Source organism: Streptomyces sp. CHD11 (genome assembly GCF_018638295.1).
In the GTDB taxonomy this organism is placed as follows: domain Bacteria; phylum Actinomycetota; class Actinomycetes; order Streptomycetales; family Streptomycetaceae; genus Streptomyces.
On sequence record NZ_JABTTS010000011.1, the window covers coordinates 19,879 to 42,640 of the forward strand.

Below are 22,762 nucleotides of genomic sequence, written 5' to 3' on the forward strand. Positions count from 1 at the left end.
GGTCCGGGGCGGAGCCCCAGGTGGGGACGGGAAGCGGCGGCGGCTGCGAATCAACCAGCCGCCCGTCTCACGCCGCCCACGCCCCGGCCACCACCCCCTCCGCCACAAAGTCCCCGAAGTCCCGCGCCCCGCGCCCCAGCACCTGCCGCACCCCGTCCTCCACGTGCGCGTTACGACCGTCGAGCAGGGTCTCGAACACCCCGGTGAGGAACGCGGCCTCCCTGGGCGGCACCCCGAAGCCCACCAGCGCCTCCCCGTAGTCCCGCGCCGGCACCGCCCGGTACGCCAGCGCCCGCCCCGTCGCCGCCGCGATCTCCGCGACCGCCTCCCGCCAGGTCAGCAGCCGGGGCCCGGTCACCGTGAGCGTCCGCCCCGCATACCGCTCCCCGCCCGTCAGCGCGGCCACCACCACCTCCCCGACGTCCCGCACGTCCACGAAGGGCTCCGCCACCTCCCCCGCGGGGAACACCAGCTCCCCGCGCAGCAACTCCCCCCGCAAGGGCCCCTCGCTGAAGTTCTGCGCGAACCAGGCGGCCCGTACGACCGTCCAGTCCGCACCCGACGCACGCAGCGCCTCCTCGGTGGGCAGCGCCTGGTCCTCGCCCCGCGCGGACAGCAGCACCAGCCGCCGCACCCCGAGGCCCAGCGCCACCCCGGCGAGTTCACCGACCGCCTCCGCGATCCCCGGGGCGCCGACATCGGCGGGGTGCGCCAGATACGCCGCGTCCGCCCCGCGCAGGGTGTCCGCCCAGGTCGACCGGTCCTCCCAGTCGAAGCCGGTCGTCCGCGACGCCGCCCGTACCGTCAGCCCCGCCGCCTCGGCGGAGCGCGCCACCCGGCTCCCGGTACGCCCCGAGGCACCGGTGACGACCAGGGTCATGTCCTTCGCGTTCTTCGTGTTCTTCGCAATGTCCGTCATGCCACCGAGTCAACTCCGCTGCGGCGCACGCGACCATCGTCGAACGGCTCATCCCCATAAGCCCGCGTCTACGCTGAGCCCATGGACGCACTCACCGGCCTGCTCGAAGGCCCCCGGGCCCGCGGCGCGTTCATGATCCGCGCGTGTTTCGACCCGCCGTGGGCGGTCCGCGTGGAGGACCGCGCCCCGCTGACGGTGATGCTCCTCGTCCGTGGCCGGGCGTGGATCGTGCCGGACGAGGGCGAACGCCTCCTGATGAGCCCCGGCGACCTCGTCATCGCGCGCGGCCCGGCCCCGTACACCTGCGCCGACGCCCCGGGGACGGCCCCGCAGGCGCTGATCCTGCCCGGCGGCGAGTGTCACTACCCCGACGGACGGCCCCTGAACGGCGTCATGGACCTCGGCGTCCGCACCTGGGGCGACCGCCCGGACGGCGCGACGGTGATGCTGATCGGCACCTACCAGATGCGCGGCGAGATCGGCGGACGGCTGCTGGACGCGCTGCCACCGCTGCTCTCCCTCACCGCCGAGGTGTGGGACTGCCCGCTCACCCCCTTCCTCATGGACGAGATCGTCCGCGAGGCACCCGGTCAGGAGGTCGTCCTGGACCGGCTGCTCGACCTGCTGGTCATCGCGGCGCTGCGGACCTGGTTCGACCGGCCCGAGGCGGAACCGCCCGCCTGGTACCGGGCGCGGGCCGACCCGGTCGTCGGTCCGGTCGTACGGCTGCTCCAGGACGACCCCGCCCACCCGTGGACGGTCGCCGGACTCGCCGCGAAGGCCGGTGTCTCCCGCGCCGCGCTGGCCCGCCGCTTCACGCGGCTCGTCGGCGAACCCCCGATGACGTACCTCACCGGGTGGCGCCTGGCCCTCGCCGCGGACCGCCTCCGCGACACCGACGACACCATCGGCGCGATCGCCCGCCAGGTCGGTTACGGCAGCGCCTTCGCCCTGTCCACCGCCTTCAAACGGGCCTACGACGTCAGCCCGCAGGAGTGGCGGACCCGCCCGGCGTAACCTGGGTGAGGTGTACAGGGAGCGGGCGTCACGGCTGACGGGCGCGGTCGTGTGGACCAACTCGCCCTCCGCCAGCGGCGTGGAGGGCAGGGTGCTGCCCGACGGCTGCATGGACCTGCTCTGGAAGGACGGCCGGCTGCTGGTCGCCGGCCCCGACACCCGGGCGCACGTCACCGGGGGGCCGCCGGCCACCTGGGCGGGCATCCGCTTTCCTCCCGGCACGGCACCGGCCCTGCTGGGCGTCCCCGCCCACGAACTGCGCGACCGCCGTGTCGACCTGGCCGACCTGTGGCCCGCGGCGGACGTACGCCGCCTCACCGCCCGGGTCGACGCGGCGGACGACCCGGTACACGGCCTGGAGGATCTGGCCCTGCGCCTGGCAGCGGGGGTCGCCCCGCCCGACCCCCTGCTCGGCCGTCTCGTGGCGGCCCTCGCCGAGGGCCGCCCGGTCGCCGCGACCGCCGACGAACTGGGCGTCAGTGCACGCCAGTTGCACCGCCGTTCCCTGACGGCGTTCGGCTACGGCCCGAAGACCCTGGCCCGCATCCTCCGTATGCGCCGCGCCCTGGAACTGGCCCTGGCGGGTGTCCCCTTCGCGGAGACGGCGATCCGCGGCGGGTACGCGGACCAGCCGCATCTCGCGCGTGACGTACGGACTCTGACGGGCCTGTCGCTGAGCGAGCTACTCGTCCGCCGGTAGCGGGGCGAACAGGTCCACGCCGTTGCCGTCCGGGTCGAGGAGGACGGCGTAGCGCTGTCCCCACACCGCGTCCCACGGCTTGAGTTCGAAGCGGCTGCCGGCGGCGACCATCTCCCCGAAGAGTGAGTCGACCTCCGCGGGACCGTCGCAGCGCAGTGCCAGCGAGGTCCTGCCCCCGCCCCTCGGCGGCTCGAACCCCGTGTGGAAGGACCGGACCACCTCCTCCGTGTCCATCATGAACCGCAGTCCGCCCGGCAGTTCCGCTTCCGTGTGTCCCTGTGTCTCGGCCCCGTCGGGGAAGGCGAACCCGAGCCGCCGGTAGAAGGCGACGGAGGCGGCCATGTCCGGGACGACCATTCCGATGGCATCGAATCGTGCGCTCATGCGGCCGACGGTAGGGCCGGCCCGCCGGACGGGTCTTGAAGGAATCGGACATCGGCCGGACCGGACCCGCGGGGGTATCCGACCGACCGGGTGAAGGACGCGCTCGGCACGGCCGACGGCATGTTCGTCAACGCCGCCGTCACACGCCCGCCCTTCGTGCCGACCACCGAGAACGAGTACGACGAGCTGTTCGACAGCAAGGGGGACACGGCGCCGGGGCCGCGACGCCCGGCGCACGCCCGGGTCCGGACCCCTCACGTAGGCTCCGGCGCATGACCGCCCCCGCCCTCCTGGTCTACACGCGCACGACCGACTACCGGCACGATTCCATTCCGGCCGGTGTCGCCGCCCTGCGCGGCCCGGGCGGCTTCGACGTCGATGCCACCGAGGACCCCCGGGCCCTCGAGGCGCCGCTCGGCCGCTACGCCGCCGTCGTCTTCCTCTCCACCAGCGGCGAGGTGCTCACCCCGGCCGGGCGCGAGCGGCTGGCCGGGTACGTGGAGGCGGGCGGCGGGTTCGTGGGCGTACACGCCGCAGCCTGCACGGAGTACGACTGGCCGTACTACGGCGAGCTCCTCGGCGCCCGCTTCCACCGGCACCCGGCCCTCCAGCCGGGACGCGCCGTCGTCGAGGACCACGGCCATCCGGCGACCCGGCACCTGCCCCCCGTCTGGGAGTTCACCGACGAGTGGTACGACTTCCGCACCAGCCCGCGGGCCACCGCCCGGATCCTCGTCTCGGCCGACGAGTCGTCGTACGAGGGAGGCGGAATGGGCCCCGACCACCCCCTGGCGTGGTGCCGCGGGCAGGGGGCCGGCCGGGTCTTCTACACCGCGCTCGGGCATGCCGCCGAGGCCTACGGCGACCCCGCGTTCCGCGCCCACCTGCGCGGCGGGACCGGCTGGGCGGCGGCCGGGGCGGGGGAGCGCGTCAGTCCGGGAGACGGGCGGCCTTGACGACGGGGCCGGCTTCCGCCGGGGTCCCGGTGCCGGACGTGGTGATCACCTCGGAGCGGCGGCCGTCCCGGTTCAGCATGCCGCCCGTGACGGCGAGACCGAGGCCGGCCACGGCGAGGACGGCGCCGACCAGGGCGGGCGAGGTCCAGCCCCAGCCCGCCGACAGGGCCAGACCACCGAGCCAGGCGCCGCCCGCGTTGGCCAGGTTGAAGGCGGAGTGGTTGGAGGCCGCCGCCATCGTCGGGGCGTCCTTCGCCTTGGCCATGAGCAGCATCTGGACGGGCGTGGTGATGAGGGAGCCCAGCGCGCCGATGAAGGTGATCGTCACCAGGGCGGGCCAGAGGCTGTGGACGGTGAAGGAGAACGTCACCAGTGCCGCGGCGAGCAGAGCCAGGCCGGCGTAGAGCGTCGGGCGCAGGGCGCGGTCGGTGAGCGGGCCCGCGATCAGCGTGCCGAGGGTCATGCCGACGCCGTAGAGGGCGAGGACCAGGGTGGTCGAGGCGTCGGAGATGCCCGTGACGTTCGTCAGGATGGGCACCAGGTAGCTGTAGACGGCGAAGAAGCCGCCGAATCCCACCACGGCGACGGCCAGGCCGATCGCGACCTGCCGGTTGCCCATCGCCCGCAGCTCGTGCCGGATGCCGGACTGCCCGCCGCGGGGCTGGTGGGGGACGAACAGGGCCAGTGCGGCGAGCGCGACGAGGCCGATGACGGCGATCGCGACGAAGGCGGACCGCCAGCCCAGCTGCTGTCCCAGGGCGGTGCCGGCGGGGACGCCGACGATGTTCGCCACGGTGAGTCCGAGGAACATCCTCGAGACGGCGCGCGCGGCCCGGTCGGGGGCGACCAGCCGGGACGCCACGACGGCGCCCACCCCGAACAGCGCCCCGTGCGGCAGCCCCGTCAGGAAACGCGCGCCGAAGAGCGAGCCGTAGGTGGGGGCGAGCGCGGACGCGACGTTGCCGACGACGAACAGCCCGGTCAGGAGCAGCAGCAGCCGCTTGTGGGGCATGCGCGCGCCGATGCCCGTCAGCACGGGGGCGCCGACGACGACGCCGAGCGCGTAGGCCGACACGAGGTTGCCGGCGTCCGGCACGGAGACGCCGACCCCGTCGGCGATCTGGGGCAGCAGCCCCATGGTGGCGAACTCGGTGGTGCCGAGACCGAACGCGACGACGGCCAGGGCCAGCAGAGCCAGGGGCATGGTGCGGGAGAACCTTTCGAAGACAGCGGGCCGGGATCGAGGGGGGAATGACCGAGGCCTTCGGTCGTCCCCGGCTCTCGTTCCCGGTCGCGCTGAGCACCATTGCCCGGCGCACCCCGGGACAGGGCAGGCCCATGGACAGAGTGAGCCCATAAGGAGTGCAGCAAGAAGGGAGGGGCGCGCATTCCGAGACCGGGGCGCACACCGCCGTGAGCTGTGTCACGGGGAATCGGCCGGGGACGTATCCGGCGGCGCAGGCACGGGCCATCGGGAACCCGCGTACCACCGGACGGAAAACCACCGGGGACCCGCGTACCACCGGACGGAGAACTGAGGGAAAGTGCTCCTGGCCGGAGGTCCGGCACACCGGGCTGGGAAGAACTCTCACACGGGACAGGAATACCGACGGGCGTTGGGGTGCTCTGAAGTGTCACCGGTGGGTTCGGGCCGATGGCCCGAGCGCGGGGCCGGTGCGTGAGCACGGCGCGGTGAAGGGCTGGTGGGCACATGACAGCAGGCCGGGAGAACCCCGTGATCAGGACTCCGTACGGCGCCGTACGCGGCCGCTGGGAACGCGACGTCGCCGTGTTCCGGGGCATTCCCTACGCGGCACCCCCCTTCGGTCCCCGCCGCTTCCGCCCGCCCGTCCCCCCGGAGCCCTGGGACGGCGTACGCGACGCCGGTGCCTTCGGTCCGACGGCCCCGAAACCCCCGTACTCCGAGGCCTTCGCCCAGTACCTCTCCGACCCGGAGATCCCCGGCGACGACTGCCTCAGCCTCAACGTGTGGACCCCGGACCCGTCCCCGGACGCCCGGCTCCCCGTGCTCGTATGGCTGCACGGCGGCGCCCTGATCAGGGGCTCCTCCGCCGTCCCCGTCTACGACGGCCGCGCCTTCGCCCGCGACGGTGTGGTGTTCGTGTCGCTCAACCACCGGCTGGGCGTCGAGGGCTACGGCCTCTTCCCGGACGCCCCAGCCAACCCCGGCCTGCGCGACCAGCTCGCCGCCCTCCACTGGGTCCACGCCTCGATAGCCGCCTTCGGTGGTGACCCCGCCCGCGTCACCCTCGGCGGCCAGTCCGCCGGAGCGATCAGCGCGGGCGTGCTCCTCGCCGCCCCGCAGGCGCGGGGCCTGGTCCGCCGGGCGGTCCTGCAGAGCGGCCCGCCCGAGGTGACGGACCGCGACAAGGTACGCCGCATGGTCCGCCGTATGGCCCATCGCCTGAAAATCCCCGCCACCGCCGAGGCCTTCGCCGCCGCCGGCCGCGGGCGCCTGCTCCGCGCCCAGGCCGACATCGGCCGCCTCGGCAGCCCGGTACTGGGCGGCCCCGCCTTCGGCATCGTCGTCGACGGCGACCTCGTCCCCCGCGACCCCCTGGAAGCCCTCACGGACGGCGCGGCCCCCGGCGTCGACCTGCTGACCGGCTGGACCCGCGACGAGTACCGCCTCTGGCTGGTCCCCGGCGGCCTGCTGGAACGCGTCGACCGCCTCGGCACGGTCGCCCTGGCCGGCGCGATGGCCCGCTGCCACTGCGGCAGCGAGGTCCCGCGCGGCTACCGCACCCTGCACCCCGACGCCGGCACCGCCGAGACGGTCGGCCAGATGGTCACCGACCACCTGCTGCGCGCCCCCCTGCACCGCCTGGCGGACGGCCGCACGGAGCCCGCCCACGTCTACGAGTTCGCGTGGCCCTCCCGCCGCCCCGGCATGGGCGCCTGCCATGCCCTCGAGCTGGGCTTCGTCTTCGACAGCGGCGACGAACCCGCCGCCCGCAAGCTCGCCGGCGAGGGTGCGCCGCAGGACCTCTCCGACGCGATGCACGGTGCCTGGGTACGGTTCGTCACCGACGGTTCCCCCGGGTGGGAACAGTGGGGGACCGACCACCCGGTGCGGGTCTTCGGCGACGGCCCCCCGCACACCGTCCACGGCCCGCGCGACCGCGAACTCGCGCTGTGGACCGCCCCGGAGACCCCGGACGTCACCCCGCCGCCCCCCGAACTCCGCTCGGTCATCCGACGCCTGCGCCGCACGGGCGCCCTCCGCCGCGACTGAGCGGCCCGGCCCACCCGTTACTGCCCCACACGCCCGTCGACACACTCACGCAACAGGTCCGCGTGCCCGCAGTGACGGGCGTACTCCTCGACCCGGTGCACCAACAGCTCCCGCACCGCGACGCCTTCCTTTCCCAGGCGTTCGCCCGGATCCGTGTGAGGGGCGAGCGCGGCGTCGGTCGCGGCCTGCTCCCGCTCCAGATCCGCGTAAGCGGCCTCGACCATGCCCGGATCGCCCACGGCGTCGTCGAAGTCCCCGTCCCGCCTGCCGTACAGCTTCGGCAGCGGCTCCCCGTCGCTGATCCAGTTGCGCCAGTCCCGCTCCGCCTCGGCGAGATGACGCACCAGTCCCAGCAGCGACATCGTCGACGGCGGCACCGACCGCCGCGCCAACTGCTCCGCGTCCAGCCCTTCGCACTTCATCCGCAGGGTCAGCCGGTAGTTCGTCAGCACATCCACCAGCGTCGCCAACTCCCCGTCCGGCGCGGGGCCGTCGTTGTTACGGGGATCGGCGTCCGGGTCGGCCCACATGTCGGGGTAGACGGTCGCCCGGGTCCATCGCGCGGGTTCATCGGTCATGGCCCCATGCTCGACGCCACGCGCCCGGCCCCGCCAGCCCATTGTTACGGACCCGGCTGATCAGGTCCCCTCCCGCCGTCCCACCATCTCGCTGATCCACACCGGAGCGAACGGAGACGTGCACCCCGGGGACGTCGGATAGTCCTTGAGCACCTCCAGCCGCTCACCGATTCCGATCGCACGGGCGTCCCCCGTCTTCCAGAGCCGACGCGCCAGTTCCTGCTGCGTCTTCAACCGCTTCGCGACCGCCCGCAGCTTGGCGAGGTTCACCCCGTGGTCGTCACCGTGTTTCTCGTTCACCGCGCGGATCTTCGGGTCCTGGAGCGCGGCCAGTTCGGCCGTCACCTCGGTGAGTGTCGTCGTCCCGGCCACCTCGGCATCCTCTCTCACATGCGAGTCCCAGCGTATGACGCCGGCCTGGCCGGATGCCGCGGTAGTCGCCGGGTGACGTCCTCAGGACCACGCCATGTCGCGGGTCGTCGGCGGTGCGCGCCCCGAAGGCGCGATGTCCCTCGGGGCGCGCGGGGGGTCGGGTTCAGGCGTTGTATCCGCCGTGGGCGTCCAGCACCGCGCCCGTGACGTACGACGCGGCGGGGCTCGCCAGGAAGGCGATCGCCGCGGCGATCTCGTCGGGGTGCCCCATGCGTTGCATGGACAGCGAGCTGACCAGGGCATTGAGGGTCTCGGGGTCCGGCGGTCGCATGCCGCCCTCCATCATTCCCGCCTCCACGACGTTGGCCGTGATGTTCCGGGATCCGAGGTCGCGTGCGACGCCCATGGTGTACCTCTCGATCCCGGACTTGGTCGCCGCGTAGTCGGCAAGACCGGGGGCGCCGACCCGGGAGCCCAGCCCGGAACTCACCGTGATGACGCGGCCGCCCGTGCGCAGGACTCGGGAGGCGGCCCGGATGACGGCGATCACGCCGAGATAGTTGGTGGCGTGCATCCGGTCCAGGGCGGCTGTGTCGGCGTCCGGGTCGTCCACCGTGCCGGCCACGGAGACCGCCGCGTTGTTGACGAGGATGTCCAGGCCGCCGAAGTGCGCCACCACGTCGTCGATCAGCGCCGGCGCCCGGCTCGTGTCCGCCTGGTCGGACTGGAAGGCGACGGCCTTGGCTCCCTTGCCGTGCACCTCGTCGACGACGGCCTGCGCCTGCTTCTCGGAGCTGACGTAGGTGAAGGCGACGTCTGCGCCCTGCTCGGCCAGCAGGCGTACGGTCGCGGCTCCCAGTCCGCGCGACCCCCCGGTGACCAGGGCGACCTTGCCCATGAGTGGCTTGCTCATTCTTCCCACCTCGTTGAATCGACCTTCCCCCCGACAGTCGCAACGTTAGTTGTTACGACAGCTTGTCGCAACCATCTCTGTTACGACTGTGCCGTCGTAGCATGAGGCATTGCGACCGGGAGGAAGGGCTCATGAGCGCCAACAGCAGGCTGACCATCGCCGCCCACGCGCTGGCCTGGATCGGTCTCTACCAGCGCCAGGGCCATGAGATCGCCACCTCCGAGCAGATCGCGGCCAGCGCCAACACCAACCCCGTGGTGATCAGGCGGCTGCTCGGCGAGCTGCGCAGGGCCGGGCTCGTGGAGTCCCGGCGGGGCGCGGGCGCGGGCTGGTCGCTGGCGCGTGAGCTGGAGTCGATGACCCTGCTCGACGTGTACGAGGCAGTGGAACCCGGCCCGCTGTTCGCGATGCACCGCACCACCCCGGACCAGGAATGCGTAGTGGGTCACGGCATCCAGCCGGCGATGCAGGGCATCTACGAGGGCATCGAGGAGACCCTGAGGCACCAACTGGCCCGGGTCACGCTCGAGAACGTACTCCGGGACGTACTCGCGGCACCTCGCTAGCCTCCCTGTTGCGCCCTGCCGCGGGGACCGTAGCCGTTCGATGCACACGTCATCTCCGCCGATGACCGGGATACGGCTGCGGAACGGGGGCCCGGCAGGGTCGTTCGGTGTGCGTTCGCTACGGCGCCCGGAGCGTGCCCGCGATCGACGAGATCGCCTCCGGGCCGACTCGGCAGCAGCCCCCGATCAGCCGGGCCCCCGACTCCCGCCATCCCGTGACGCGTGAGGCGGTGAAGGTCGGACTGCCGGTCCAGGCCCGCGCCCCCGCGTCCCACTCCTCCCCGCTGTTGGGATAGACCACGACCGGTTTACCGGTGACCCGGGCGGCGAGCGCGACCGCGTGATCCGCGTCCTTTGGCGTGCAGCAGTTCACGCCGACCGCGATCACCTCGTCCGCCCGCGCGGCCGCCGCGAACGCGTCCTCCAGCGGCTGGCCCGCGCGGGTGCGGCCGTCGGCCGCCGAGTACGACAGCCAGGCCGGTACGCCGAGGCCGCGCAGGGCACGGAGCAGGGCTTCGGCCTCGTCGGTGTCGGGGATGGTCTCCAGGGCCAGGACGTCGGGGCGCGCGGCGGCCAGGACCTCCATGCGGGGGCGGTGGAAGCGTTCCAGCTCCGTGACCGACAGCCCGTAGCGGCCCCGGTACTCCGAGCCGTCCGCGAGCATCGCCCCGTACGGGCCGACCGAGGCCGCGACCCAGAGGGGGCGGGAGGCGCGGGAGCGCCGGGCCGCCTCCCGGGCGCACCCGACGCTCAGCGAGAGCAGCGCGGCCGCCTCCTCCCGGCCGGTCCCGCGCCGGGCGAAGCCCCCGAACGTCGCCTGGTAGCTCGCCGTGATCGCGACGTCCGCGCCCGCGTCGAAGTACGCGAGGTGGGCCGCCGTCACCGCCTCCGGGTCCTCGGCGAGCAGCCGGGCCGACCACAGCTCGTCGCTCAGGTCGTGCCCCGCCGACGCCAGCTGGTTCGACATGCCGCCGTCGAGGACGACCGTGCCGTCCGCCAGGGCCTGGACGAGGGAGGGTGCGGTGCCGGTGCTCATGGCGCCGACGGTAATCGGTGCACGGCTCACCGGTCACATGCTCTCGGCGCACCCTGCCGGAGCGGACGGCGGCCGTGAGCGCCTCGAGGTCGCGCTCGTTGCGGTCGGCGTAGTCCTGGGCGAACCCGGTGAGCGCCCGGTCGAAGCGGTCGCCCCGGCCCAGGTAGGCGGCGATGGCGATGGGGTCACCGGAACGGGCGTGGGCCCGCGCCAGGCTCGCCCCGCAGAGGCGGGCGAAGAGCGACAGCATGGCCGGGTCCATGGTGTCCGGGCGGGCGATGCCCTTCCAGTCGCGCAGCTGACGGACGTAGAAGTCGCGGGGGCGTCCGTCGAGACCCACGGCGTGGGTCCAGCCGAGCAGGATGTCGCTGGTCGTCTGGATCAGCCGCTGGCCGGCGACCACGCGGCGGCCCTGGTTGTCGTAGCGCTCGCCGTCCGTGTGCGGGGCGAGCACCGACTCCTGCGCCTCCTTGGCCTGGAGCAGCAGGGGGTCGTCGTCGTCCCGGCCGAGGAGGAGGACGATCCAGCAGCGGGTGCCGACGCTGCCGACGCCGACCACCTTCCGGGCCATGTCGACCAGGTGGTAGCGCCGCAGCAGGTGCCGCCGCTCCGACGACAGCGACCGTGCGTATCCGTCCAGGACCTCCCGCAGGGCCCGCTCCTCGGCCGAGGGGCCGTCCAGCAGGTCGTCCAGCGGTGTGATCAGGGGTGGGTCGGGGGTGATGCGGCGCCCGTCGGCGGTGGACCGGGTGAGTTTCGCGAAGGCGCGGAGGTGGGTGCGGGACCGGGCGCGGGCGGTCGCCCTGGCCGTACGGCGCCGGGTCTCGCGGTCCATCGACGAGGCCATCAGGTCCCGTAGCCGGTCGGCGTCGTCCTGGGCGTACCAGATGTCGAGGGTGCGCATCCCGGCGAATGCGCGCATCCGGCCGCGGTACGCCGCCACGCAGGCGCGCACCGTGTCGTCCTGCACGCCGGTCGCGAAGCCGTTCGCCCGGCCGGCGATGGCGAGGCTGGCCGCCAGCCGTTTCACGTCCCATTCGAAGGGGCCGGCGAGCGTTTCGTCGAAGTCGTTGATGTCGAACACCAGGCGACGTTCCGGTGAGGCCAGCAGCCGGAAGTTCAGCAGATGGGCGTCTCCGCAGAGCTGCACGGTCAGCCCGGTGTCCGGGGCCGGCCCGAGGTCCGCCGCCATGATCGCGGCCGCTCCCCGGTAGAACCGAAAGGGGGATTCGAGCATCCGGCCGTAGCGGACCGGCACCAGCCCGGGCAGCCGGGTCGCCGACTGCCGCTCGATGATCCCCACGGGGTCGCGCCGTCCGGGGGCGGGTTCGAGCCGACCGTGGGACGAGCGGGACGTCCGGCGTCGCGCGTCCTTGCCACGGGCGGCCCGCTCGGCCGGGGAAGGGGCGCCGCCGAACGGACCCGGTACGGGCATCGCCGCCTCCCGCCTGCGCCGTGAGCCGCGCTTCCGCGGGGCTGCCGCGCCTTCTCGTCCTTCATCCCATCGTGCATGGTCTCCGGCGTGATCACCCGCCGTGGGGGAGGCGATGGACGTGCGCCGGGGGGGCAGGCGCACAGGCCGGGGACGGCAGCCGGCGGTGTGCCGGGGCCGGCGGCCCGGAACGGAGCAGGGGGGTCGCCCGGCTCGCGTCCCACCCGGCCGGATGGGTACCCGGCGGGGCAGCGGTGCCTCGCCCGAGCCGTGGCGGCGGGGCCGGGAAGGCGGTGGACATGTGCCGGTGGCTCGCCTATTCGGGCACTCCGATCCTGATCGACAGCATCCTCTACAGGCCGGCCCACTCACTGATCGACCAGAGCCTGCACGCCAAGATGGGCGTCGAGACCACCAACGGCGACGGGTTCGGTGTCGGCTGGTACGGGGAGGACACCGGCAGCCCCGCCGTCGTCCGGGACATCGGACCGGCCTGGAGCGACCGCAATCTGCGGGAGATCGCCCGGCACGTGGTCTCGCCGCTGTTCTTCGGCCACATCCGCGCCTCCACCGGTACGGCGGTGCAGCAGACCAACTGCCATCCGTTCCGCCACGGCCCCTGGATGTGGATGCACAACGGCGCCATCGACGGGTTCCACCTCATGCGGCGCGATCTCGCGATGGCCGTCGACCCCGGCCTGTTCGCCGACATCGAGGGGTCCACGGACTCCGAGATGATGTTCTATCTGGCGCTCACCCTGGGCCTGGAGGAGGACCCGCCGGGCGCGGTGGCCCGGATGGCCGGTCTGGTGGAGCGCACCGGCCGTGCGCACGGTGTGGAGTTCCCGGTGCAGATGACGGTCGCGGTGACCGACGGGGCGCGCCTGTGGGCGTTCCGCTACTCCAGCCAGCGGCGGTCCCGTTCGCTCTTCTACAGCAGCCGGGTGGAGACCCTGCGCTCCCTCCACCCCGACCTGGCCTTCCTGCGCGAGCTCTCCGACGACGCGCGTCTCATCGTCTCCGAGCCCCTGGGGGACCTCCCCGGCGCCTGGAACGCGGTCCCGGAGGGGTCGTACGGCGTCGTCCAGCCGGAGGGCGACCGGATGGCCGACTTCGCGCCCGTGTAGAAGTACGGGTCCGGTCACGGCTGCTTCACCGTCGCCGAGCAGTCCAGGAACACCGGTACTCCACCGACCACCAGTCGTCATCGACGCCGACGCCCGGCTGGCGGTGGCGGTCGGCCGCCCGCTGCCCGGCAACCGCGACTCCGGCGGCCGGCCGGTCCGAGCGCCGTTCTAACAGTCGTCTCAGGTTCGCTCGGTATGAAATGTGCATCGCCGGGCGACGCGGGTCTCGGCCTTGTCGCCCTGTCCGACCGTGCCGCGCTCCACGGCGGCACGGTCGGCGTCGTCCCCGCATCGGACGGTGGCTGGACCGTCTACGCGACCCTGAAGGCAGCCATTCATGATCTCTGTGCTCGTAGTGGACGCCCAGCCGCTGCAGCGCTTCGGGTTTCGCATGCTGCTGGAGAGCACCCCCGACATCAAAATGGTCGGCGAGGCCGAGAACGGCGCCGAGGCCGTTCGGTGGACCACCGAACTGCATCCCGACGTGGTGCTGATGGACATCCGCATGCCGGGCGTCGACGGGATCGAGGCCACCCGGCGCATCGTCGCCGCCGGTGGGCGCTCGCGGATCCTGCTGCTGACGACGTTCGACGTGGACCGGTACGCGCTCGCCGCGCTGCGGGCCGGGGCGAGCGGTTTCCTGCTGAAGGACATCCGCCCGGAGGAGCTGCTCGCCGGCATCCGGGCCGTCGCCGCCGGGGAGGCGGTGATCGCGCCGGCGCTGACCCGGCGACTGCTCGACGCGTTCACCGACCGGCTCGGCGAAGACCTCTGCGGGACCGTGCGGAAGGACCCCCGGCTGGACTCCCTGACCGGCCGCGAGCGCGAGATCCTCGTCGCCATCGGCCACGGCCTCACCAACGGCGAGATAGCGCAACGGTTCACGCTGGCGGAGTCGACGGTGAAGACTCACGTCGGGCGGGTCCTCGCCAAGATCGGCGCACGGGACCGGATCCAGGCCGTCATCCTCGCCTACGACCTGAGACTCACCCGGCCGATCTAGCGCTTCGTCTCGCGCGTCCGTCGGGGCGCGGCCGTGCCCGGCCGACTGCCATGACGCCGCACGGGTGTGAGTTCAGAGCTGTCGAGCAGGTTTCGGCGTGCAGCCACCGGAAGATGGCCGGAAGGCTCGCTGCGGTGAAGGCACCGACATCGGTGCTCGGTGGCGCGCAGCACTGTCTGACGGGTGTGCGGCCGGTGAAGGCGCCGGCGAGGCTTCTCCCGAACGGTGGCGTCGCGCTGATCGACCAGTGCGGCCACTGTCCCTGGGCCGGACGGCCCGCCGGGTTCCGGCGGGCCGTCCGACACCTTTCTGGGCGGTCACGACCGAGTCGCCGCTGATCTTCACCGGGATCGGGGTCGGACCGGTGGTCGCCGGCCCCTTCTTCATGTCGCCGGTCCCGGCGTCGAAGACGCTGCCGTGGCCGGGGCATGTGACGGTGCCGCCCGCCGGTCGGGACACGGTGACGCCCGCGTGGGGGCAGAGCGGGTCGAGCCCTTTGACTTCGTTCTCCGATGGCCGGACGATCAGGACTTTGCCTGACGGTCCGTCCACGATCGCCCCGCTCCCGACCGGGACGTCGGCCGGCTTGGCCAACGGCGTGCCACCGGAGCCGGAGGATCCTCCGGCGGGCGGATCGGCGGCGGGTGTCCCGGACGAGCAGGCGGCCAGGGAGACCGGTGCGACCAGACCGGCCGGCAGGCCGCAGACAACCGTGCGGCGTGTCGGAACTGGCAGGACGATGCCTCCTGAGCGCAAACAGTGGTGTTCTCCCGGCTTGTCGACCTCAGTGAGCTCACACATCTCCGACGCTTCGTCAGGACGTGCGGGGGGAGACCGTCATGATGCCGATGCACATCTCGTCGCCGGTGCCGTCGCCCCAGACAACGTAGCGCGGCGGCAGCTTCTTCAGCTGCGGCAGCTGTTTGCGCAGCCCCGCGTCGTGCGTACACGTCACCCGCAGCGTGTCCCCCGGACCGACCTCCACCGGCGACGGCAGCTTCACCATCCGCTGGTTGTCGAAGTCGAACTGCGGCACGTCCAGCAGGACCTTGGCCTTCGGTGTGCCCGGGTTGAGTTCGACCTTCATGGACCGCCCGAGCATGTGCATGTGACCGAAACCGGCGAACACCGTCACCGGCGCCTCCACCTCGTGGTCGCAGGACTGGGTGTCACCGGGCTTCGGCGCGCCGCCCTCGTTGCACTCCTCCGCCTGACGGTCCGCGAATTCGCCGACATCCGGCCCGAACCGCTTCGTCACGTCCGCGATCGACGCCTCCCGGTCACAGAGCGGACCCGACTCGTCGGCGGCGCAGGGCAGGTCGGTGGGCGCGTCGAGCGACCAGGTCTCGAGTTCCCGGGTCTGCGGCGTGCCGTCCGTCAGCCGCAGCCGCACCGCCGAGCGGTCCGACCCGCTTGGCTTGCCGTCGGTCGCGAGCAGGTTGTAGTGCATCTGGAGGACGAGCAGGCTGCCCGGCTCCAGCTTGTAGCCGGCGTCCTGGTCGAGCAGCGTCTCCGTGGCGCCCGGCGCCCAGGTTTCCACCCACGCCGCGCCCGGGGCGGCGCCCTCGTCGTCGCCCTCCACGTCGGCGCCGTCCACGCCGGTCCCGCCGAAACACTGCCAGCCGAGGCCGGGAGTCTTCGCGTCCTGCTCGCGCACCGCGGCAGCGCCGCCCGGCGGCACCGCGTACACGATGCCGTGGTGCGCGATGGCGACATTCTCCGGCATGACCTGGGTCCCGGTCAGGAACGCCTCCTTGGTCAGGCCCGGATCGAGCACCTGGCACCGGTACTCGTCCACGGCGCCGTCCGGCGGCGCGGGCGTGTAGGCCTTGGCCATCTTCAGATCGACGAACCGCTCGCCGGCGCGCAGTGGCTGCGGTGGAGCCGATGACCCGCCCGCGTGCGCGCCGTGCGAGCTGGGCGCGGCGGGCGCCGCACTGTTGTCGGAGTCCGACCCGCAGGCGCCGACAGCGAACGCCGTTGCCAGCGCCATCATGGCCGCCCCTGACCTCCGCAGTGGAATTCCAGGTTTCGTCATGGCCTGAACGCTAGGCTCGTTTCCCTCCTGTTTCGTCGTACCGCGGTCGTCATCTTCGGGAGGGAGGTGGTACCACGGTACTTCTCTCCGGAGCGCCGTTCGACAGCGCACGGGAATCACGGCCCGTCGCGACTGGGCCCCAAGTCGCGCCCACGGACGTCAGATCATCCACGGGACAGCCCTGACGAGACCAGGAGCTGCTACCGCCAGGGCAAGGAGATCGACGGCGACCCCCTGCACGACCCGGCCGGCACACCCGCGTGCGGCGGCCGGGCCGGAAGGCGGGCCGCGGCCGACTCGGCGTCGGTCAGCGCACCCCTCTGCGGCGGAGATACCAACCAGCGGGTGACGTACGGGACATGAGGTCGTCCCGCTGAGCGACTGAACGGTGTCCACGCGGGAACTCGCCGATCAGCCTCTGGTGTCGAAGGGGGAAGTCGGGGTGGGATGAGCCCCTGGGGCGCTCCGTCCGGAACCGGGGCGTCCCAGGTCCGTGCCGTCCCGTGAGGCCAGGGCGAGAGGGCACGGACGGAGAGGGCACGGACACTCCGGCCGCTGCCGTGCGCCTGGGATCATGCCTCCCCGGGCACTCGGTGGACGGAGCCCGGACCCGTACCAGCGCGGCCGCCAGCCACGCGGCGAGCGCCGTGCCGAACCCGCTCACCGAGGCGATCAGGTACTTCGCCGCCTCGCCGCCCAGGGAACCGGGCAGCACCTGGAACAGGAACTGGAACACTCCGTACCCGGCGGCCAGACATCCGAGCCCGCCCAGCCAGCCCACGAACCGTCCGGGGCGGGACGCCCCGCCGTCCGGTCCGGAGGGCGACGGATCGGTGCGCACGGGCGTCAACGGATGACTCCTCAGGGGCGGTTGGGGCAAGGCGCGATCCCTCCCCCTGGGCTGCGACAGACGACTGCGGCACGATTCCATCCTAGGGAATCCCGGAACGGCTCCAGCTCACCGTCCGTACCGCTGTTTCCGCCGTCTCACACCCGTCACGGGCAGGGGCCGGGCGGACGTGGGCGGCCGCGTCCCAGCCGGGTGCGTCGCGCCGTACCCGCGGTCGGCGCCGGCGAACGCGGCCCCGGCCTCCTCACCGGTCCGGCGCGCGGCCCGGAGGACACTACGGGGTCCGGCGAGCGGGCCTGGCCCGCACCGGGGTGCGGCGAGCCGTCGTGTCCGGGGCATGTGGGGCTCATTCGGCGGTTGTTCCCCGTTCACGCGCCGCGTCGATCCTCCATTCGCGGCGTGCTCACGTCGCGGCATCGAGGAGGCATGTCATGGGTCACGGGCACGCACACGGACCGCACCACCATCACCACGGTCACGACCACCAGGACGAGGCGACGGCGCCCCTGCCCGCCGCCTTCGACACCTCCGTGCCGGACGAGGCGCTGAACCCCGGACAGAGGTCGCGCCGCACGCTGCTGCGCCGGGCCGGGCTGCTCGGTGCGGGCCTCGCGGCCGGTACCGTGCTGCCCGCCGGCGCCGGCGCCGGCGGGGCCACTCCCGCACACGCGGCGGGCGACAGCCGGCGCGGCAAGGGGCCCGGCAAGGGCAGGGGGTTCCTGTGGCTGGCGGGCGACCACCACATCCACACCCAGTACAGCAGCGACGGCAAGTACCGCGTCGTCGACCAGGTCCGCCAGGGCGCCCGGCACGGCATGGACTGGCTGGTCATCACCGACCACGGCAGCACCACGCACGCGAAGATCGGCGTGGAGAAGGTCAACCCGGACATCCGCGAGGCCCGGACCGCCCACGAGGACACCCTCGTCTTCCAGGGCCTGGAGTGGAACATCCCGGCCGCCGAACACGGCACCGTCTTCGTCCACCCCGGCCGCCACGAGGTCTCGGTCCTCAAGCAGTTCGAAACCGACTACGACGGCAGCGTCCGGGGCGCCGGCGACTCCACCCCCGCCAACGAGGCACTCGCCGTCGCCGGCCTCGGCTTCCTCGCCGACCAGGTCAGACGGCGCAAGATCAAGGACGCGCTGATGCTCGCCAACCACCCCGCGCGCAAGGGCATCGACTCCCCGCACGAGATCCGTGCCTGGCGCGACGCCACCGGCACCGGCGACCGGCAGATCGCCGTCGGTTTCGAGGGCGCCCCCGGCCACCAGGCCGCCGGCCTTCCGGAGCCCCTCGGCATGGGCCGCGCCCGCGGCATCTACGACGGCAGCCCCGGCGCCAACTCCTTCCCCGGCTACCCGCTGGAGAGCTACCGCACCTGGGGCGGCTTCGACTGGATGACCGCCACCGTCGGCGGCCTGTGGGACAGCCTCCTCGCCGAGGGCCGGCCCTGGTGGATCACCGCGAACTCCGACTCCCACCAGGTGTACGCCGACACCGGCGCCCGGGGCGGAGGCGACTTCGCGGCCAACGGCCGCTATGACGACCCCGTGTACGCCGGAAAGATCGACGTCACCCAGGGCGACTTCTGGCCCGGACAGTACAGCCGCACCCATGTCGGCGCCGACGGCTTCTCCTACGCCGCCGTCATGGACGGCATCCGGGCCGGCCGCATCTGGGTCGACCACGGACAGCTCATCAGCGGCCTCGACGTCCGGGTCTCCGGCGGCAGCCGCTGGGCCACCCTCGGCGGCGCGCTGCACGTGCGCAAGGGCACCACGGTCACCCTGACCGCCGACATCGCACTCGCCGGCGGGAACAACTGGGCCGGGTTCACACCGGAGCTCGCCCGCGTCGACGTCATCCAGGGCGATGTCACCGGCCCTGTCGCCGACCGGGACACGTTCACCGCCCCCACGGCGAAGGTCGTCCGTTCGTACGAGATCGGCAAGCCGGCCGGCACCGTCCGCGTCACCTTCGACCTCGGCCGCGTGGACCACCCGGTGTACGTCCGGCTGCGGGGCACGGACGGCAACCGGTCCGCCGTCGGCGCGATGGGGGCGAAGACCGACCCGGCGGGCCCGGCCCTCGACGTCGTCGGGGACGCCGACCCGTGGCGCGACCTGTGGTTCTACACCAACCCGGTGTGGGTCCTGCCGTCGTGACGCCGTACGCCCTCACCGTGGACGCGGGCATCAGGGACCTGCTCGACGCGGACCACCTGCTGCACCGGATGGCAGACGAACTCGCCCTGCCCGAGGACGTGTTCGGCTGCACCCACCTGGTGCGCGGCGACCGGCCGCGCGTCGTGGCGTCCCTGCACCTGCCCTCGCGGCCGCTCCCGGACACCCTCCGGCAGCGGCTCGCGGGATACGGTTCCGTCTCCCCGGAACCGGAACCGGAACCGCGACCCGGACCGGGACTGCCCGACGCGGTCGGGCGCGCGGTGCTCTATCCGGGCGCCCGCGCCCTCACCGGCACGATGACGGTCGCGGAGCTGATCGCCGCGTCCGCGATCGTCCGCGTGACGGTGCTGGGCACGTCCGCGCCACCGGACCCTCGGACCCGCGTGGTGACCCGTGACCATGTGCGACCGCAGTGGCAGCGGGGCGAACTCGTCCTCGCCGCCACACCGGCCCTGGGCGGCACCCTCGTGCCGTTCGAGGCCCCGGACCCCACACCCTGCTGCGCGGACCACTGAGCCGGGTGCCGGCCGCGCGTCATCGCCTCAGTCGTGCGGCTGCGAGAAGACGAACGAGAACTCCGCCGGCTCGGGCCACAGGTGGTACCGGGGCAGCGGGCCCGGGCCGCAGGACTGGGAGCCGATACCGTGCAGGCGGTGGTCCAGGTTGACCCAGACCGTGTCCCCGGGGACGAGGTCGGTGCGGTGCCGGGCGGCGTCCAGGTCCTCGGTGGTCCAGGGACGGGCGGTGAACCAGAACTCCGGGTCGCCGTCGGCCCGCAGGCCGCCGATCTCCGCCCAGCGCACGTGCGCGCGGGCGCCGTTCTCCTGCGGGCGGACGTAGGGCGTCTGGAGCTCCCGGACACTCGCGTCCCACAGCAGGTCCTTCGAGGCCGCCCGGGAGTCCGGATACGACTCGTTCCCGCCGCCGAACCAGAAGACGGCGTCCTCGGCGGTGGCCCCGGGGAGGCCGAGACGGATGCCGAGCCGGGGCAGCGGGACCCGCCAGTCGCCCTCCGGCACGACCGAGACGGTCAGCCGGACGCGGGTGCCGTCGGACGTCCAGCGGTACGCCGTCCGCAGGCCCGTCGCCCGGCCGGCGGGCGCCACCCGGGTGCGTACGGTCAGGCCGTCGCCGTCCGGCTCGACGGCCTCGAGGCGGTGCCGCATACGGTGCAGGCCCAGCTCACGCCAGCGGAGCCCGTACCGGGTGTCCGGCTGCCAGGGCGCGCCGTCGTCGTTGTCGGTGGGCGCCCGCCACACGTCCAGGCGCGGACCGGACACCGGCACACCGAGAAGGGTGCGCGGCGCGCCGGTGCGGGCGTCGAAGACCGCAGGGCCCAGGGTGATCCGGTCCCCCTGGACGGCGGGGCTCACGCCGGCCGCCGCGGGCAGCGGAGCCCGGCGGGTCACCGTCCGCTGCGCCCAGGCCACCTCGTGGTTCCGCCCGGCCCAGGGCGTGTCCTCGGCGAGCCGTGCCTCCACCGTCCACTGCACCTCCTCGCCCTGTCCGTCCGGGGCCGCGGGCAGCTTGACCTCGGCCGACCCTCCGGGGGCGAGCGGGGGCACGGTCAGCGGGCGCGTCCCGGCCGGCATGCCGTCCACCTGGTAGGAGACCGAGAACTCCAGATGCGACAGGTCCGCGAAGTCGTACCGGTTGGTCACCCGTACGGTGCCGTCCGTCTCACCCGCGTCGATCCGGACCGGCTCGATCACCTTCTTGTACTCGGTGAGTCCCGGTGAGGGAGTGCGGTCGGGGAAGACCAGTCCGTCGCAGACGAAGTTGCCGTCGTGCAGCTCCTCCCCGAAGTCACCGCCGTAGGCGTAGCCCAGCTGCGGGTGCTCGACGCCGTGGTCGATCCATTCCCAGACGAAACCGCCCTGGAGCCGGCCGTACCGCTCGAACAGCTCCTGGTACTCGGTGAGTCCGCCGGGGCCGTTGCCCATGGCGTGCGCGTACTCGCAGAGGATCAGGGGCAGTTCGCGCCTGCGCCGGGTGCCGCCGTCCAGGCCGCGGGCGGCCCGCTCCACCTCCGCGTGCGGCAGGTACATGCGCGAGTACACATCCGTGTCGCGGCAGTCGGAGTCGCCCTCGTAGTGCACCGGCCGGGACGGGTCCCGGCCGTGGATCCAGTCGGCCATCGCGGTCAGCCCGCGTCCGGTGCCGGCCTCGTTGCCGAGCGACCACATCACCACCGACGGATGGTTCTTGTCCCGCTCGACCATGCGGGCGGCGCGGTCGAGCAGGGCGGGGGTCCAGCGGTCGTCGTCGACGGGATTGTCCCGCCAGTCCTGCTCGACGAACCCGTGGGTCTCCAGGTCGCACTCGTCGATCACCCACAGCCCGTACTCGTCGCACAGGCCGAGGAAGGCGGGGTGCGGCGGATAGTGGGAGGTGCGGACGGCGTTGATGTTGTGCCGCTTCATCAGCAGCACGTCCTCGCGCATGGTGCCGAGGTCCAGGGCGCGGCCGAGGCGCGGATGCCACTCGTGCCGGTTGACGCCCTTGAACAGCAGCGCCGTCCCGTTGACCTTGATCACGCCGTCGTCCAGGGCGACCGTGCGGAAGCCGATGCGCAGCGGCACGCGTTCGCCCGCCGTGGCGAGCACCCCGTCGTACAGGCGGGGTGTCTCAGCCGTCCACGGCCGGACCGGGAGCGTCACCGGTTCGCCGGCGGCGATGTCGATGCCCAGCTCCGGTACGGTCACCCGGCCCGCGGCGTCGGAGTCGACGCGCAGGGTGCCCTCGCCGGTGACATGGTCGTAGCCGGCGTGCACGAAGAAGTCGCCGGCCGCGCCCGCCGGGCGGTGCAGCAGCGTCACGTCACGGAAGATGCCGGGCAGCCACCACTGGTCCTGGTCCTCCAGGTACGAGCCGGCCGACCACTGGTGGACCCGTACCGCGAGGACGTTCCCGGACGGCTTCAGCAGCTGCCCGACGGCGAACTCGTGCGGCAGCCGGGAGCCCTTGAACTCCCCGATGGCGGTGCCGTTCAGCCAGACCCTCGCACAGGACTCGACCCCGTCGAAGCGGAGTGCGGCGTCGCCCCCGCCCGGCCAGTCACCGGGCAGGTCGAAGAGGCGCAGATGGTCGCCGGTGGGGTTCTCGGTGGGGACGTGCGGCGGGTCGACGGGGAAGGGATAGAGGTGGTTGGTGTAGATCGGCACGCCGTGGCCCTGGAGCACCCAGTGGCCGGGCACGGTCACCTCCGCCCAGTCGCCGGCGTCGTAGCCGGGCCGGGCGAAGGAACCGTCCTCGGCGTCGGCGGTCTCCGACACCCGCAGGCGCCAACAGCCGTTCAGGGAGAGGGATGCCGCGTCGGAGGAGGCGTACCAGGCACGCGGGGGCAGGACCCCGCGGCCGGGAGAGACGTCCTCGACATAGCCGCTCGGGCCGCCCGCCGGGGTGCGCGATGACATGGGTCTCCTG

Annotated in this window: 20 protein-coding genes and 1 pseudogene; 10 read left to right on the forward strand and 11 right to left on the reverse strand. The window is 73.2% G+C overall.

Going from position 1 to position 22,762, the window contains the following annotated elements; all coding sequences use genetic code 11:
- Positions 1 to 67: 67 nt before the first annotated feature.
- A complete protein-coding gene (locus HTV45_RS14770; RefSeq protein ID WP_215206218.1) occupies positions 68 to 919 on the reverse strand; it encodes an NAD(P)H-binding protein in 852 nt (283 codons plus the stop codon).
- 81 nt (positions 920 to 1,000) lie between these two features.
- On the opposite strand from HTV45_RS14770, the gene HTV45_RS14775 reads away from it, so the two are divergent.
- On the forward strand, positions 1,001 to 1,936 hold the full coding sequence (locus tag HTV45_RS14775) for an AraC family transcriptional regulator (RefSeq protein WP_215206219.1): 936 nt from the start codon (positions 1,001 to 1,003) through the stop codon (positions 1,934 to 1,936).
- Between the two features lie 10 nt (positions 1,937 to 1,946).
- A complete protein-coding gene (locus tag HTV45_RS14780; RefSeq protein ID WP_215206220.1) occupies positions 1,947 to 2,636 on the forward strand; it encodes a helix-turn-helix domain-containing protein in 690 nt (229 codons plus the stop codon).
- Here HTV45_RS14780 and HTV45_RS14785 read toward each other — a convergent pair.
- Positions 2,619 to 3,020: a VOC family protein gene (locus tag HTV45_RS14785; RefSeq protein WP_215206221.1), complete on the reverse strand. Its 402-nt coding sequence runs from the start codon at positions 3,018 to 3,020 to the stop codon at positions 2,619 to 2,621. The genes HTV45_RS14780 and HTV45_RS14785 overlap by 18 nt on opposite strands.
- A 90-nt stretch (positions 3,021 to 3,110) precedes the next feature.
- Here HTV45_RS14785 and HTV45_RS14790 point away from each other — a divergent pair, with 90 nt between their 5' ends.
- Positions 3,111 to 3,296: a hypothetical protein gene (locus HTV45_RS14790; RefSeq protein ID WP_215206222.1), complete on the forward strand. Its 186-nt coding sequence runs from the start codon at positions 3,111 to 3,113 to the stop codon at positions 3,294 to 3,296.
- Entirely contained in the window at positions 3,293 to 3,976 is a 684-nt protein-coding gene (locus HTV45_RS14795; protein ID WP_215206223.1) for a ThuA domain-containing protein, read from the forward strand. The genes HTV45_RS14790 and HTV45_RS14795 overlap by 4 nt, the downstream gene beginning before the upstream one ends.
- On the opposite strand, the gene HTV45_RS14800 is transcribed toward HTV45_RS14795, so the two are convergent.
- A complete protein-coding gene (locus tag HTV45_RS14800) occupies positions 3,951 to 5,180 on the reverse strand; it encodes an MFS transporter (RefSeq protein ID WP_215206224.1) in 1,230 nt (409 codons plus the stop codon). The two genes, HTV45_RS14795 and HTV45_RS14800, sit on opposite strands and share 26 nt — an antisense overlap.
- Positions 5,181 to 5,687: 507 nt before the next feature.
- Between HTV45_RS14800 and HTV45_RS14805 the strand changes: the two genes are divergently transcribed.
- Entirely contained in the window at positions 5,688 to 7,232 is a 1,545-nt protein-coding gene (locus tag HTV45_RS14805) for a carboxylesterase/lipase family protein (RefSeq protein WP_215206225.1), read from the forward strand.
- Positions 7,233 to 7,249: 17 nt separating this feature from the next.
- On the opposite strand, the gene HTV45_RS14810 is transcribed toward HTV45_RS14805, so the two are convergent.
- From HTV45_RS14810 to HTV45_RS14820, 3 genes are all read right to left on the reverse strand, one after another.
- The gene (locus HTV45_RS14810; protein WP_215206226.1) at positions 7,250 to 7,810 is read right to left on the reverse strand and encodes a DinB family protein; all 561 of its coding nucleotides are present in this window, start codon (positions 7,808 to 7,810) and stop codon (positions 7,250 to 7,252) included.
- A gap of 60 nt (positions 7,811 to 7,870) precedes the next feature.
- Complete coding sequence (locus HTV45_RS14815) at positions 7,871 to 8,182, reverse strand: DNA alkylation repair protein (RefSeq protein WP_215206315.1); 312 nt, start codon at positions 8,180 to 8,182, stop codon at positions 7,871 to 7,873.
- Between the two features lie 163 nt (positions 8,183 to 8,345).
- Complete coding sequence (locus HTV45_RS14820; RefSeq protein ID WP_215206227.1) at positions 8,346 to 9,095, reverse strand: SDR family NAD(P)-dependent oxidoreductase; 750 nt, start codon at positions 9,093 to 9,095, stop codon at positions 8,346 to 8,348.
- A 131-nt stretch (positions 9,096 to 9,226) separates the two neighbouring features.
- Here HTV45_RS14820 and HTV45_RS14825 point away from each other — a divergent pair, with 131 nt between their 5' ends.
- Positions 9,227 to 9,661 (forward strand): Rrf2 family transcriptional regulator, encoded by a 435-nt coding sequence (locus HTV45_RS14825; protein WP_215206228.1) that lies wholly within the window; start codon positions 9,227 to 9,229, stop codon positions 9,659 to 9,661.
- Between the two features lie 118 nt (positions 9,662 to 9,779).
- Here HTV45_RS14825 and mmuM read toward each other — a convergent pair whose 3' ends face one another.
- Both mmuM and HTV45_RS14835 read right to left on the reverse strand, forming a co-directional pair.
- Complete coding sequence (mmuM, locus tag HTV45_RS14830) at positions 9,780 to 10,697, reverse strand: homocysteine S-methyltransferase (protein WP_215206229.1); 918 nt, start codon at positions 10,695 to 10,697, stop codon at positions 9,780 to 9,782.
- Positions 10,698 to 10,737: 40 nt separating this feature from the next.
- Positions 10,738 to 12,132: pseudogene (locus tag HTV45_RS14835) on the reverse strand (DUF2252 domain-containing protein); the annotation flags it as partial.
- Between the two features lie 296 nt (positions 12,133 to 12,428).
- Here HTV45_RS14835 and HTV45_RS14840 point away from each other — a divergent pair.
- Both HTV45_RS14840 and HTV45_RS14845 read left to right on the forward strand, forming a co-directional pair.
- Complete coding sequence (locus HTV45_RS14840) at positions 12,429 to 13,256, forward strand: class II glutamine amidotransferase (RefSeq protein ID WP_215206230.1); 828 nt, start codon at positions 12,429 to 12,431, stop codon at positions 13,254 to 13,256.
- A 337-nt stretch (positions 13,257 to 13,593) separates the two neighbouring features.
- The gene (locus HTV45_RS14845) at positions 13,594 to 14,259 is read left to right on the forward strand and encodes a response regulator transcription factor (protein WP_215206231.1); all 666 of its coding nucleotides are present in this window, start codon (positions 13,594 to 13,596) and stop codon (positions 14,257 to 14,259) included.
- 72 nt (positions 14,260 to 14,331) lie between these two features.
- Here the strand turns inward: HTV45_RS14845 and HTV45_RS14850 are convergent, their stop codons facing one another.
- Together HTV45_RS14850 and HTV45_RS14855 are read right to left on the reverse strand one after the other, a co-directional pair.
- A complete protein-coding gene (locus HTV45_RS14850; RefSeq protein WP_215206232.1) occupies positions 14,332 to 15,060 on the reverse strand; it encodes a Rieske (2Fe-2S) protein in 729 nt (242 codons plus the stop codon).
- A gap of 13 nt (positions 15,061 to 15,073) precedes the next feature.
- Positions 15,074 to 16,255: a hypothetical protein gene (locus HTV45_RS14855; protein ID WP_215206233.1), complete on the reverse strand. Its 1,182-nt coding sequence runs from the start codon at positions 16,253 to 16,255 to the stop codon at positions 15,074 to 15,076.
- Positions 16,256 to 17,578: 1,323 nt separating this feature from the next.
- Here HTV45_RS14855 and HTV45_RS14860 point away from each other — a divergent pair.
- Together HTV45_RS14860 and HTV45_RS14865 are read left to right on the forward strand one after the other, a co-directional pair.
- Entirely contained in the window at positions 17,579 to 19,315 is a 1,737-nt protein-coding gene (locus HTV45_RS14860) for a PHP domain-containing protein (RefSeq protein WP_215206234.1), read from the forward strand.
- On the forward strand, positions 19,297 to 19,851 hold the full coding sequence (locus HTV45_RS14865; RefSeq protein ID WP_308309612.1) for a hypothetical protein: 555 nt from the start codon (positions 19,297 to 19,299) through the stop codon (positions 19,849 to 19,851). Before HTV45_RS14860 ends, HTV45_RS14865 begins: the two co-directional genes overlap by 19 nt.
- A gap of 27 nt (positions 19,852 to 19,878) precedes the next feature.
- On the opposite strand, the gene HTV45_RS14870 is transcribed toward HTV45_RS14865, so the two are convergent.
- Positions 19,879 to 22,752, reverse strand: a complete 2,874-nt coding sequence (locus HTV45_RS14870; protein ID WP_215206235.1) for a glycoside hydrolase family 2 TIM barrel-domain containing protein — start codon at positions 22,750 to 22,752, stop codon at positions 19,879 to 19,881.
- Positions 22,753 to 22,762: the final 10 nt, after the last annotated feature.